The 12,899-nt window shown below is 64.2% G+C and carries 11 protein-coding genes; 1 reads left to right on the top strand and 10 read right to left on the bottom strand.

All coding sequences use genetic code 11. From position 1 onward, the window contains the following. Positions 1-51: 51 nt before the first annotated feature. From acpS to VGH98_25880, 5 genes are read right to left on the bottom strand one after another with little or no spacing between them, the layout of a single operon-like run. On the bottom strand, positions 52-438 hold the full coding sequence (gene acpS / locus VGH98_25900) for a holo-ACP synthase (GenBank protein HEY2379442.1): 387 nt from the start codon (positions 436-438) through the stop codon (positions 52-54). Next, a complete protein-coding gene (locus VGH98_25895) occupies positions 435-980 on the bottom strand; it encodes a hypothetical protein (protein ID HEY2379441.1) in 546 nt (181 codons plus the stop codon). The genes acpS and VGH98_25895 overlap by 4 nt, the downstream gene beginning before the upstream one ends. Positions 981-990: 10 nt before the next feature. Beyond that, positions 991-1,596 (bottom strand): hypothetical protein, encoded by a 606-nt coding sequence (locus VGH98_25890; GenBank protein ID HEY2379440.1) that lies wholly within the window; start codon positions 1,594-1,596, stop codon positions 991-993. Then, the gene (locus VGH98_25885; protein HEY2379439.1) at positions 1,593-2,327 is read right to left on the bottom strand and encodes an HAD family hydrolase; all 735 of its coding nucleotides are present in this window, start codon (positions 2,325-2,327) and stop codon (positions 1,593-1,595) included. Before VGH98_25885 ends, VGH98_25890 begins: the two co-directional genes overlap by 4 nt. After that, on the bottom strand, positions 2,324-3,307 hold the full coding sequence (locus VGH98_25880; protein HEY2379438.1) for a DMT family transporter: 984 nt from the start codon (positions 3,305-3,307) through the stop codon (positions 2,324-2,326). Before VGH98_25880 ends, VGH98_25885 begins: the two co-directional genes overlap by 4 nt. A gap of 24 nt (positions 3,308-3,331) precedes the next feature. On the opposite strand from VGH98_25880, the gene VGH98_25875 reads away from it, so the two are divergent. Continuing rightward, on the top strand, positions 3,332-3,772 hold the full coding sequence (locus VGH98_25875; GenBank protein ID HEY2379437.1) for a hypothetical protein: 441 nt from the start codon (positions 3,332-3,334) through the stop codon (positions 3,770-3,772). Here the strand turns inward: VGH98_25875 and VGH98_25870 are convergent, their stop codons facing one another. The 5 genes from VGH98_25870 to VGH98_25850 all read right to left on the bottom strand — a co-directional run bounded on the left by VGH98_25870 (position 3,773) and on the right by VGH98_25850 (position 12,887). Beyond that, positions 3,773-4,570 carry an SH3 domain-containing C40 family peptidase gene (locus VGH98_25870; GenBank protein ID HEY2379436.1) on the bottom strand — a complete coding sequence of 266 codons (798 nt, stop codon included), beginning with the start codon at positions 4,568-4,570 and terminating at the stop codon, positions 3,773-3,775. It abuts the gene before it with no gap. 19 nt (positions 4,571-4,589) lie between these two features. Then, positions 4,590-5,579, bottom strand: a complete 990-nt coding sequence (locus VGH98_25865; GenBank protein HEY2379435.1) for a P1 family peptidase — start codon at positions 5,577-5,579, stop codon at positions 4,590-4,592. A 298-nt stretch (positions 5,580-5,877) separates the two neighbouring features. Then, a complete protein-coding gene (locus VGH98_25860; protein HEY2379434.1) occupies positions 5,878-7,257 on the bottom strand; it encodes a sigma-54 dependent transcriptional regulator in 1,380 nt (459 codons plus the stop codon). A gap of 34 nt (positions 7,258-7,291) precedes the next feature. Continuing rightward, entirely contained in the window at positions 7,292-8,230 is a 939-nt protein-coding gene (locus tag VGH98_25855; GenBank protein ID HEY2379433.1) for a diacylglycerol kinase family protein, read from the bottom strand. 4 nt (positions 8,231-8,234) lie between these two features. Then, positions 8,235-12,887, bottom strand: a complete 4,653-nt coding sequence (locus VGH98_25850; GenBank protein ID HEY2379432.1) for a translocation/assembly module TamB domain-containing protein — start codon at positions 12,885-12,887, stop codon at positions 8,235-8,237. Positions 12,888-12,899 lie beyond the last annotated feature (12 nt).

Genomic DNA, 12,899 nt, shown 5'->3' with positions numbered 1-12,899 from the left:
GATAGAATGTATCGGGATTCCGCGATTCTATGTAGCCTGTGAGAGTTCGGCTCATCCCTCTCGCTCGAGCACGACCACTGCCACTGCCGCACTCTTGCTATGCGTGAGCGAGATCAAGGCTCGTGTCACGCCCATCTCAGTTGCGCGTTGCTCGGCCCGGCCGTGCAGCACGAGATAGGGCGCACCGTCGTCTCGCAGACAGACTTCGATCTCCCGCCACCCAACGGCCCGCGCGAGGTGATTGCCCGACAGCGCTTTGTATGTTGCTTCCTTGGCTGCTGCCCTGGCTGCGAAATGGAGCGCCGGCTCGGCTCGCGCTTGCGCGTAACTGGCCTCGCCGTCCGTGAAGATTCGCGCGATCAACTTCTCCCCGCTGGTATCGAGCATCGCTCGCATGCGGTCGATCTCAACGATGTCGACGCCGATGCCCAGGATCATTCGCTTCGACCTCCACCGGAGGAGCGGCGCCCGCGCGCTGACGCCGCGGCCCGTTTCGCCGACCCGAGTGCCTCAGCCAAGCTTGGCCAGCTACTGTCGGCGATGCGGAAGACAACCTTCAACTGCGCCAGCCAGAGCGACCACTGGGCTTGTTGCTCTTGCGTGTTATCGGCACTCAGCGGCTTCTCCGCCAGTTGACGCAGCGACTGGATCTCGGCACGCAACGGTTCGATGAGCTCGAACAGCTCCGCCTCGAATGCCCGGCGCGCCGGCGCCCTCGTTGCATAGCGTTCGGAGGCGAACGCACGAATCGCTGCGTCGATGAGCGCGGTGAGACGGCGGCCCTCGAACGCGGCCATCACCTGGGCACTCGTCACTGCCTTGGCCGCCGTCCGACGCGCGTCGAGCAGCGGTGCAAAATAACGCTCCTGTTCCTCGACCGTGTCTTGGAGCTCGTTAGGTTGGCTCCGCCGCGAGCCGATGCGGCGCAGCGATACCATAAGCTCGGGTAGCTCGTCGAAGGGCGGCGTGGCGTCGGGCATTCGCGTGACCTTAGGCGTTGTTGACGTCATAACGGACCGTACCCGCGAGCTCGGCGTCGCTCAATGCAGCGTCGCGGCCGGTCCGCGCCTCGAAGCGGCGCACGAAGTCAGGTAGCCGTTCGCCAGTGAACGAGTCACGAGGCAGCGCCAATACGGCGATCGCGGTCTCGATCGCTGCTGGAGAGCCTTCCACTTCCACGAGATCATCCATGCGCGGATAGCGTTCGAACCGCACCGCGGCGCCGGAAAGATCGTATTGCCAGATCTCGCGGTCGATCTGCATCGTCACGATGAAGCCGAGCTGCTCCAGGATACGCGGGAAGTTTTCGCGACCGACGCCGAGCTCACCGCTGAGCTCTTCGCGCTGCTTGTAGCCGTCGACGATCGACGACGGTCCCTTCCAGTCAATCGAGGAGTTGCTCACGGCGCCCGACGCGTCGCGATAGATCCGAAGTCGCAGGACGTGATCGCGCTCGGCGAGACTCTGGTCGCGACGGTCATAACGCCGATCCTCCAGCCGTCCCGCGTAGGAGAGTCGTCCACCGGCCTGCTCCGCGCGTCGGCGCGCCGCGACGAGATCCGGAACGACGGCCTTGAGCTCGAGCTCGATCATCATTCGTCCACGATCGCACGCACAATAGCATCGGTGTCCGTGAGATCGCTGAAGACCGCCGCGGCACCGTGCGCCGCGAGCTCGTTCGTCGAGTAGCGTCCCGTCGCCACGCCGATCGCGCGAGCGCCGATTTCTCGCCCGCACTCGACGTCTGCCGGCGTGTCGCCTATCACGACGACATCGCGGCCCTGCACCTCGATGCCCAATACCTCCCGAGCACGTCGCTGCGCGATCGCCGGGAGCTCGGGGCGCAATTCGTGATCGGATCCGAATGCGCCGACGACGAAGATGCGAGGATCGATACCAACCGCTTCGAGCTTCGCGCGCGCGCCTTCGACAAGGTTGCCGGTGAGAAGTCCAAGCGTGACGTCGTCGCGCGCGTCGAGCGCGGCGAGCAACTCGGTGACGCCAGGCAGCGGCACAGCGCGATGCTCCGGATCGCGGAGCTCTTCGCGGAGGCACACTACATAACGAGCGAACAGCTCCTGCATGCGCGCGTCAATGTGTTCATCTTCGTGCCCGACGACGCGCATCAGCTCACGGACTATTTGCGGATCGGTCTTTCCGTCGAATCGATGATCGGCTGGTCCCGTGTCGCCAAAGATCTCGATCAACGCGCGATGAATGGCGCGGCGCCCCGCGCCGTCCGTCCGGAGGAGCGTGCCGTCGATGTCGAATAAGACGAGCCGTGTAGCGAGTGCCCGGTGCTGTGCGGCGCGGACAGAGGCGGTCACGATCGCGTGAGCAAGAGACCCGTGACGATCGATGAGGCTCCGGCAATCTGCCAGCCGGTGATCGTCTCGCCGAGCACGAGCCACGCGACGAGCAGCGCGAACACGGGTTGCAGGTTGGAGTACATAGCCGTGCGCGTCGGGCCGAGCACGCGCACGCCGTTGTACCAGAACAAATACGCAATGACCAGCGCGAAAAGCCCACTGTACGCTATGCTCGCCCACGCGAGCGGTGGCAGCTCCGCCCAGTGCGTCGTCAGGATCGACGGCGCTGCGACGACGAGCAGCGGCACCACGCCGCCGAGCATCGTCAGCGCCGAGAGGTGGATTCCACCGATGCGATGCGTGTACGGCTGGAGATACACCGTGTAAACCGACCAGCATAACGCGCTCACGAGCAGCAACACATCGCCGACCATTGTCGCGCGATGACCGCCGCTGGAATTCGCGGTGCCAATGACGACGAACGCCATACCAAGAATCGACAAGCCGATCCCGACAATCCAGCGCGGGGGCACATGCTCGCTTCCGCGCATTCGGCCGAGCAGGGCGATGAACGCGGGCGAAGCCGAAATCAGAAGGGCTGCGTCGCCCGCGCGCGTGTGGGCAATGCCCTCGACGAAGAGTATTTGATAAACACCATTCCCGAGAGTTCCGAGCAGCGCGAGCACGATCGCGTCCCGCGCGCTTGGCCACCCGGCCTCGACCGAGAAAACGCGCGTGGCGAGCTGCGCCACGACAACGAGTGCGACCGCGGCGAGCGTGACGCGTACGCCGTTGAAGGCGAGCGGATCCAGGACGCTGGTGCCGAACTTGACGGACGTGTAGTTGACGCCCCAGATGAGCGCCATGAGCAACAGCGAAATATCGGTCGCGCCGAAGGTCGGCCTGGTGCTCGTACGCGGTTGTTGCTCGTCGCTCCGCGTGAGGCGCGCACCGTCGGCCGGCATCTGCGTTCTCGTGCCGCGAAGCGGAGAAGCCATGGTCGAAAAGTAGACTCGCGTCCGATGGCCGTCTATGTTGGGGTGATGCAAGTATCCTTCGCGCTTTTCGCCGATGCGGCGAACCTCTCGCAGGAGGGGAAGCTCAATATCCTCGGCGTTTTCGACGCACTGCAGGTATCGACGCTTCCCGCCGTGCATCCGCGAGCGCACCTCGTCGTGCATCTCAAGGGCACGCAGCTCGACGTCGGCACGCATACCGTCACTTTGCGGTGGATCAATCCCAATGGCACCGAACTGTGGAACAGCACGGGCGAACTGAACGTCGGTGCTCCGCCACCCGGGATCGCGGAGATGGATCTGCCACTCATCGCGCAGATCGACCTGCCAATCGATGTCGCTGGTGGTTACGTGATGGCGATCGGCCTCGATACCGCGCACACCGCCGACGTGCCCCTGCAGGTGCGGACGCCGCTCAAGGTGGCACCACAAACGATGGTCAGCTGATCACAGCACCGAGCGCGCAAAGAGAAATCTCGATCTGAGCTTCGCGACATAGTCGTCACCGTCGTCGAGTCGCTCAACGGCGTAGCCGCCGCGTCCGAGCGCCAGGTGAACGATGCGACGCTCGCCAAGCGCGATTGCGACGTGCGTGACGTGCGCATCGGGGCGATCGGAGAAGAACAAAAGATCGCCGCAGTGTGTTGCGAGGATCTCGCATCCCGCGTCGCGGCCAATTCGCGCTTGTTGCCACGCGTCACGTGGGAGGGAGATGCCGTGCAGGGCAAACACGCTCTGCACCAAACCAGAACAATCGGCGCCCCATGGAGTCACGCCGCCCCACTGATAGCTCGTCCCAACGAAAAGCTCGACGGCACTGCGGCCAATCGCGTCGGCTGTCGTTGGAAATCTCATCGCGAGCTTCGTCGCGCGAACGGCGTCGCCCGATTCGATCACTTCGTCCGAAGCGAGCATCGCGCGCAAGGGGAGCGCCCGCTGCTCGCCATCCCCACCGCGTACCACACAGCCTAACGACACGAGATGCGCAGGGTCATCGACGGATGCCGCTCCCCGCGACAGATAACCGCGATGCATCCATCCTTCGTATTCGTCGCGGCCGCGCACGAGCAGCCAATCGCCTTGGTCTTCGACAATCGACACCGCGTGTCTCGCAAGCTGCTGCGAGACCTGTCCGCTCGACACATGGGGCTCGGCGAGCATCGGCGCGACCGCGGCCACGACGAGGGCGCAGTCCACCGTCGAGACGGCGATCGCTTCGCGGTCGGCGCGTTTGTCGAGGGACATGAATTCGGGGCTCGTTGCGCTAGTCGGCGAGACCCGGCACTCCGTCACGGCCGCGCGCCGTACGTACGGCCCTCTCGATTGCTGCCTCGAGCGCCGCCACGGCGAGGGCCTCGATCGACATCGTGGCGTTCCCCAGTGGCCCCGACGGCACTGGGGGGGCCAGCGCGAAGATCACGTCGCCGTCGACGGTCGTCCCCGTCGGAGTGATTCGACGGAAGAGCGCGGCGCCGGCAGCGCGAGCCAACTGCGTGAGTTCCACCCTGCCTAACGGCGCATCCGTCGCGACGATGGAGAGCGTCGTATTGGTCGCCGCGGCTCCGAGGCGCCCGCCGAGCCGCGACTCGGCCGACGTCGCAAGCTGACGAGCCGCGTCAAGAAACCGTGTCGGTCTGGAAGAGCTCTCGTCGGCCCGCGCGCCAGCGATGATTCGGCCACTCGCATCGCGGACGTCCCCGAGCGCGTTCACGACCGTCAGCGCGCCGACGCGCCAGCTTCCGTTGCTTTCGACCGCGCAGCCGATGCCGCCTTTCATCGCCCGCGTCGGCCCCGCGATCTTCCCAACGGTCGCACCCGTTCCAACACCAACCGAGCCCTCGGCAACGTCGTTAGGTGATGCGGTCTCGCACGCGTCGTAGGCCATTTGCGCGGTCGGCCGCGCGTCGAACCGGCCGAGAGGTGCAAGATCGAAGATCACCGCCGCCGGTACGATCGGCACGATGCCGCCCGGTACAGCGAAGCCGCGGCCGCGCTCCTCCATCCAACGCATCACGCCGGCTGCCGCGTCCAGTCCATAAGCCGAACCGCCCGTGAGCATCACGGCGTCGATACGGTCGACCAGATGATCGACGGCGAGAGTGTGAAGCTCGCGCGTGCCGGCGGCGCGTCCGAACACAGTCGCACCGGCACGCAACGGCCCGTCGATGCCTCGCACGATCGTGACTCCCGTCGCGCCGTCGTTGTTCGTCGCGTGTCCCACAGCGACGCCAAGCGCGCGGAAGTCCGCGGTCACAACGTCACCCGGTTTTCGCTCCGGGCTGTTTCGCCTGACAGGCGCGACAGCGCGTCACGCCACGCAGGTTGCAGATCACGCAGATGAAAGTGCCGCAATCGATGCACGGATATCCCTCGGACGCACGCTCCTCGTTGCCGCATGAACGGCATTGCATCGCGTCGTGTTCCTGGAGTTTGGTCATTGGAGTTTAATGCGTGGAGCGGTGTGCGTGGAGCGTCGTGCGTAGAGCGCGGAGAGCAGAAAGCGAAGACGCACCGACGCTCCGCACCGCGATCTACCCTCTACCCTCTGCGTCTTAGCCAATCGCACGCTGTCGAAGAGCACGGGGTTCGTTTGCCTCCAAACCATACTCCTTGATCTTCTTGATCAGTGTCGCGCGCGAAATACCAAGCTCGCGCGCCGCGCGTGTTCGATTGGCGTTGTGCGCGCGGAGCGTACGGTCGATGTGGATGCGCTCGACCTCCGAAAGCGTACGCGGCACGTGATGGTCGACACCACCGCCGGAGGCATCCCGAACCTCCATCGGCAGGTGCAAGAGACCGACCTGCTCCAGCCCACGCGCCATGATCATCGCGCGCTCCAGAACGTTCCGCAACTCGCGAATATTTCCCGGCCACGAGTACTTGAGCAAACGCTCAAGAACGTCGTCGTCGACCTCCGTCGGCGCCTCGACGAGATTCGGACGTAACTCTTCGACGAGCCGGGCGATCAGCTCGAGCAAATCCTCCCTGGATCGAGCTCTGAGCGGCGGGAGATTGATCGGCATCACGCTCAGTCGGTAGTAGAGATCCTCGCGAAAGCCCCCGTCGGTCACGGCGCTGACCAGGTCTTTCCCCGTTGCCGCGATGAGCCGAACGTCCGCGGTCATCTCGCGCGTGCCGCCGAGTCTGCGGAAGCTCTTGCCCTCCAACACGCGTAGCAGTTTTGGCTGAAGCAGCGGATCCAGATCGCCAATCTCGTCGAGAAAAAGGGTGCCACCCTCGGCGATGTCGAGCAGCCCCGGACGCAACGCGTCGGAGCCATTGTTCGGCGTCAATTCCTGCCCAAAGAGCTCGGCGTCGAGAGTAGCCCCGGAGAGCGCCGCGCAATTGATCTCAACCAGCGGTCGTTCACCGCGCGCGCTCGCCCGGTGGATCGACTGGGCGACGTAGCCCTTCCCTGTGCCGCTCTCACCGGTGATCAGCACGGTCGTGCGATCACTGCGCGCAAGGAGCTCGATCTGCTGCGCCAACTCTCGCATCGGCGGCGACGTCCCCAGAAGCGCGGTCGCCGGCAGACGGCCGCGCCGATCCGCGAGATAACGGTTCATCTGGCGAAGCCGAGCCTTCTCGAGTGCTCTGGTTGCGACCACGCCAAGGTGGCCGAGCTCGATCGGCTTGGTGAGAAAGCTCTCAGCACCGGCCTGCATCGCGCGCACGGCGTCAGGGACGTCGCCGTGGCCCGTGATCATGATGACCACTGGGTTGTGTTCTCTCAGCCGCTCGAGCACCTCGAACCCATTGAGGTCGGGCAAGCGCAGGTCGAGCAGCACGAGATCGGGGTGGGCGCGCCTGACGGCTCCGATGCCCTCCTCGCCAGTGTGAGCGCGGATGACCTCGTGCCCCGACCGCTCGAAATACATTCCGAGGGCCGAAGTAATCGCTTGCTCGTCGTCGATGATCAGTACGCTGGCCATGTATGGATGCAGTGTTCCAGATGCCCGTCGCGTCTCATGCGCCTTTCGGGGGTTTCTGCTTCGGCACGAGCAACCTCGCAGCGCGCGGCTCGACTTCGATCTCCAGGGGAGTCATGCCGAGCAGCTCGCCGTCTGCCTGTGCCATCCGCGGCGGCTTGGTCTCGATGCGAATGTGCCGCCCGCTCCGATAGAGCATGGCCGCATCCGAGGTGAAGTTGCGCCACAAGAGACGCCACATGATTCGCATGGCGTCGCGCAAATTCCTCGGAGAGTAGAAGCAAGCATCGAGTACTCCGTCGTCGAAGCGAATGCCAGGACCGAAGGTGATTCGGTCGCTGAGCACCGCCCCGAAGTTCGCGATCATGACCGCAGCCGCCGCGGATTCGAACTCCTCGCCATCCACGGACAGCCGCACCTGAAAGAACTCCTGGCGTAAAACTGCCCGAAGTGCCGCACGCGTGGCCGTTATGGTGTAAGCGAGTACACCCAAACGACGCTTGAGCCACGTTGGCGTTTCGGCGACCATGGCCGCGTCGATCCCGACACCGGCCGCGACCGCGAAATAACGGGGGGGGTCGGAGCTCGTGATCCGCCCAAGGTCGATGTACAGCTCGTCCCCGTCGAGCAGTCTTGGAACGGCACGCCTTGGGTCGAGCGGGATGCCTAGAGCGCGCGCCAGCAGGTTGCCGGTACCGCCGGCAAGCACACCGAGCGGGCGCATCGTGCCAGCGAGGGCGCCCGCTGCCTCCATGGCCGTGCCATCCCCGCCGAGCGTGAAGACCGCATCATACCCCGCCGAGCGCTCGCCAACGATCTCCGTGGCATGCCCAGGTCGCTCGGTGAATACCACGTCGACGCGAACGCCCGCCTTCTCGAGCGCCGCCCGTGCTCGGGGAAGACGCCGCCGCCCCAAACGTGACGCCGGATTGGCGACGAGGAGGGCGCGCTTGATTACCCGAGGCGCGCGCTCCACCGGCTTAAAAGTGCCAGGTTCGGAGAACGGATAGACCCACTTGCCGCGGCGTCGCGACGACGCTGCCGAGAGAGTAGTTATTGCGGCAATAGAGCGCGGAGGTCGGCGGATCCGTACCGGCTTGCACGGAAAGCTGCGGATTGAAGCGCCACTCGATGTGCCCGCCTAACGCGTCGACGAAGTTGTTGAGCGCTGATTGGTTGGTGCCAAGATACTCACGATTCAGCGAGCACAGCCCGGCGCTGAAGTTGAAGAACAGGTTGTTCGAGAGCTGCTTTTCTCCGCCCAAGCGCGCGCCAAAGAAATAGTCCTTGATCGTCGACTGCTGCGAGCTGTTCTGCAGCGCCGTCGGTGCGGCGCCGCTCTGAATCGTGATCAGGTCGAACCAGTTTCCGAGTCCGACGCCGCGGAGACTCGACTCGGCAACGGAGCTCAGCGTCGGCCCGACGACATTGCTCACCTGTTGCACGACGTTGAGATCGCCCGAGCTCAACGCGTACGTCGGCTGGCCGGTGACGAGATAGCTCACGAGATCCGACGTAGACAGATAAGGCTCATTTGTGCTTCTCAAATCGATCGACGGATTCGGGATAAGATATCCGCTCAGATGGACCTCGATATTCAGATCCGGCTGACCGGAGCGCTTCACCGAGTGCTGCGCGGTAATATCGAGATATGGATTGAAGTCTGCCGATCCTCCGTAGAACTGGATCGTTCCCTTCTGCACGCTAAACTCTCGTTGCACCGGCGCAGGAGCGAGATCCAGCGTGTACGTTCCCCGATCGGCGGTCAGCGTTCCCGAGAGAGCAAGTCCGTAATCCGGGCCCTTCGATCGATTCCGCGGATTCGCGCTGAAGGCGCTCTGTTTTTCCGCGCTCTTTACGTCGAGTGAGCCGCCCAGCTTGATATTCGCTTCGCGCGATCGCAGCCACACTTCATCGCCCAGTACGATGTGAACGTCGTCCAGGCGCAGCCCCTCCACGAGACGCGACGGCGCGTTAGGTACGATCTGGCGCGCCCGAAGATCCGTCGTATCGACGATCTGGAATATCCCTTCGCTGCTGAGATCGACGACCTGCTTGCGCAGAATATCCCGCTCCGGGAGATATACTTCCCCGCGATCGACGCGGATCGTCCCGGTAAGCGCGGCTGCGTCCATCGATCCGGTGAGATGGAGCGAGTCGCCTGCGGTCGAGACATCCAGAGCCGCGAGCGTCCGACGTTCGATCGCGTGAAAGTTCTTTGCATAAAGCGCGAGGTTGAACCGTGGCTCGTCCCACTTGGCGTAGCCGATCGTTCCGCGCAGAGCGAGCCGTGCGCCAGGCGCCGTCCCGCTTGCCGCGGAAACGTCGATGCGAACAGTGTCACTCCGGCCATCGAAGCGCACCGTTCCGTTGATCGTTCGCAGGGTAATACCGAGGTTCTGTGCGGTCATCTGGCCGTTGCGCACCGCGATGAGTCCGTTGATCGACTTGTGCGTCGGCGATAGCGAATACTCGAGGTTGGCCGTTAGGCGTCCAGATCCCTTCTGCAACGACGACGAGAGCATCTCGATCACCGACAAGTCGGCGCTGTCGGCGCGAATCGACCCGTGAATGGGCGCGCCCAGCCGCTGCGCGTCGAAGAGCGTAAGAATGACCGGAACGCCCATCGTCGCATGTAGCGCCGCGACATTGTCTCGAAAGAGATCAACCGACATGTCGAGGCTACGATCTCGATAGGTTCCGCTCGCGGTTGCCCGCTCGACCTGCATGCCGCCGTACGCCAACCGAGTCGTGCGCGCATCGAACCGGATGTCTGGTTGTGCGCGCGTCCCTGTAATGCGTCCGTGCGCCGAGGCGAAGCCGCTCACTGCCGCAGGCAATTGTCCCAGGACGCCCAGGTCGACGAGACCAACGCTGTCGGCGGCGACGTCGAGCGACACCGGGGCCGACTGGGGTGCCGAGCCGCGCACGGCGATCCGGCCGCCGGCGCCATTCACCAACACCAGCGAATCGATCGCGAGACCGAGGGTGTCGCGTGTGACATGCGAGCCGCCGGCGAGCCGCCATTTGCTGTCCCCGATCGTGAGGCCCAACGAGTCGATCGCGAAGCGCGTCGATGCCTGACGGCCACCGATCGCGCCGCCGGTCGCTATCGCGGTGCCGACCATGTTGGCCCTCGGACCGTTGTCACTGCGAACACCGATGGCAAAGGTCGCCTGCGACCGCCCCGCGAGGCGGAGATCGGCACCGAGCGAGTCGAGGACGACGCCGGCTATAGTGAGGGTATCGAACCGCAGCGACGCGTTGCCGACGGGATCGTTGAGGATATTACGAATCGCAAATCGTCCGCCGACGATGCGACCGCGGTTCTTGCCCACCAGCAAGCCGTTGCCGATCACTGCGCCGGCCACGTCCAAACTATCGACCCGCCCGTACGCAGTACCGTTCACCGTCACCTGCCCGCCGAGTGAATCGGCGAGGGCGGTGTCTTCCGGTGTCCTACTCACGAGGTATCGGCGGAGGCCGCCTAACGAATCGACGATCAGCTGGTACCGGAGCGAGTCCGAAATCCCGTGCGGCAGACCGAGGGCGCCATGAGCGAGAACCGTTGCCGCCGTCGTCTCGAGGCGTAGCGTGTCGACGAAGATTCGCCTGTCCGCAAAGCGAAGCCGCCCCGTGGACGGGAAGATCCGCAATCCATCGACGTTGGCGCGCGCGACATCGACCGAGACGTTCCCCTCGAGATCGGGGAGAGAGTCACCGCTCAATCCGATCTCGTACCGAGCGGTGACGGTCGCCGGCTTCACGGGGCCATCGAGCCGCGTCGGATCGAGCAGCTCGTGAAGGGCGAGCCCGGTCGCCTGGCCCGTGCCGTGAATGCCGTAGCTTGGCGGATCGATGTCGATGCGGCCGTCGAAGCTCAGCGCTCCCGCCGGTCCCTGCAGGTTGGTCGTCAGCTGCAAGTCTTCGATCGTGCCGTTCGCTTTCACCGGCCCGCTCATCAAGCCGGTGAGTGGCAGCTTGGGATACGATCGCGCCAGCATAGCTAACGAGATCGGCTGCGCCTGGGCGTCGATGTCGTACGTCATGAACTTCGGTCCCCACGTCACGCGCCCGCTTCCCGTCAGGTGCGACGGTTCACCGGGACCATCGCGATGGATGATATCCGCATTCGCGAACCGAATGTCGAGCCACGAGGAGTCCAGTGTCGCGGTTCCGGAAATGGTCCCGCCGAGTCGCGGAAAGTTCGGATACAGGAACTCGATCGACCGCAGATCGACCGACGTGGCGTTGACCGCGAAACTCCGGAAGCTGGTGAGCGCCGGTTGCAGGATGTTCAACTCACCATGACCGCCGACGCGCGAGTTGGCGCCAGGCACGTGGGCGTCGCGGAAGATCACGTTACTCTCGTCGACGTAGAATCGATCGAGCGGTCCGCCTCGAGCGCGCACGCTACCGTAGAGCTGCCCGCGCCAGTCGACCGGAAAGGGTTTGCCATTCAGCGCCCGCAGCAGATCGAAGTCGAATGGCGCACCCGACATCTTCACGTCCTTCACGGCCAGCACTGGCCCTCCGACGGCGAATGTCATGTCGCCGATCAGATGCGAGCCGGTGCTCGTCACGTCCATGTTAGTAAGCTTATAATCGATGATGTGCAGGTTGGTCGGCTCGTTGCCGATGTGCAGTGTGGTCTTGCCGCCCCCCGTCGTCGGCAGCGTCGGGTACACCCACGCGACGTCGTTGAGCGCGACCGAATCACCGGTGATGGCGAGATCGTAGCGGACCGGGAGATCGCTGCCCCAAACGATCTTTCCTTTGCCCGAGCCCGTCGACTGCGGGAGATCGAAGTGCGCGACGTCGAGCCAGATCGAATCGCCGAGGTTGCGCAATGAACCTCGAATGTTGCGGAACTTGAACGGAGGGTCGCTCTCGACCGACTGAACCGAATCGAATACGAAGAGGCGGCCCAGCTTGTCACTATCCGGATCGGCGAGGCGGATGTGGGAGGCGACTGCGGAAAGCTTCGTCCACCGCCACGTCCGCGCGTATCCCGGTTTCCCTTCGTCGATCACTCGGCGGATCTCCTTGTCCGGACGCGAAAGCGTGTTCTTGACGGCGCTGTCGAGCTTCGCTCCGCGCAACGTGTCATCGGGCGTCCAAGGCATCTGCAGCACGAATGTCGCGTCGTGGACGCGAGCCGAATCGATGACGAAGAAGTCACCGAAATTCCGACCGGGCGTCTTCGGCCCGTTGCTTTTCTTCTCGTAGCCGCCGAAGACTTCCTTCACGTTCCATCGGCCGCTCGCGTGTTGCCGGATGTAGATCACCGGATGCTCGACGTCGACATCGCGTAACAAGAGACGCTTGTCGATCACGTCGCGCGGGTCATAGCTCGCCGTTATGCGTCCGGTGCTGAGGAGCAACGAGTCGTTGTCCGCATCGCGAATGGCGAGGCTATCGATCTGGATGCCGGTGAGGAAGCCGCCGCTCACCGCGCCCAGATACACTTTGCCTTTGATCACGCTCGCCAACTGTCCCTGGAAAAGGCGCCGCAGTTCTTCCTGCCCGTAGCTCGTATGCGTCACGAACAGGCCCGTGACGACCGTCACGAACCCGATCACGAGCAACGCAACGGCGCTGACGAGAGCGACGAGCCGGCGACGCCTGATCATACAGGGACTAGA

The organism is Gemmatimonadaceae bacterium (assembly GCA_036496605.1).
In the GTDB taxonomy this organism is placed as follows: domain Bacteria; phylum Gemmatimonadota; class Gemmatimonadetes; order Gemmatimonadales; family Gemmatimonadaceae; genus AG2.
Note: the sequence above shows the minus strand (reverse complement) of the source record. Positions and strands in the feature narration are given on the sequence as shown.

Bases quoted from the DNA above. Each gene is read 5' to 3' on its own strand.
- acpS (HEY2379442.1), bottom strand. From the start codon at position 438: ATGATCCTGGGCATCGGCGTCGACATCGTTGAGATCGACCGCATGCGA.
- VGH98_25895 (HEY2379441.1), bottom strand. From the start codon at position 980: ATGCCCGACGCCACGCCGCCCTTCGACGAGCTACCCGAGCTTATGGTA.
- VGH98_25890 (HEY2379440.1), bottom strand. From the start codon at position 1,596: ATGATGATCGAGCTCGAGCTCAAGGCCGTCGTTCCGGATCTCGTCGCG.
- VGH98_25880 (HEY2379438.1), bottom strand. From the start codon at position 3,307: ATGGCTTCTCCGCTTCGCGGCACGAGAACGCAGATGCCGGCCGACGGT.
- VGH98_25875 (HEY2379437.1), top strand. From the start codon at position 3,332: ATGGCCGTCTATGTTGGGGTGATGCAAGTATCCTTCGCGCTTTTCGCC.
- VGH98_25870 (HEY2379436.1), bottom strand. From the start codon at position 4,570: ATGTCCCTCGACAAACGCGCCGACCGCGAAGCGATCGCCGTCTCGACG.
- VGH98_25860 (HEY2379434.1), bottom strand. From the start codon at position 7,257: ATGGCCAGCGTACTGATCATCGACGACGAGCAAGCGATTACTTCGGCC.
- VGH98_25850 (HEY2379432.1), bottom strand. From the start codon at position 12,887: ATGATCAGGCGTCGCCGGCTCGTCGCTCTCGTCAGCGCCGTTGCGTTG.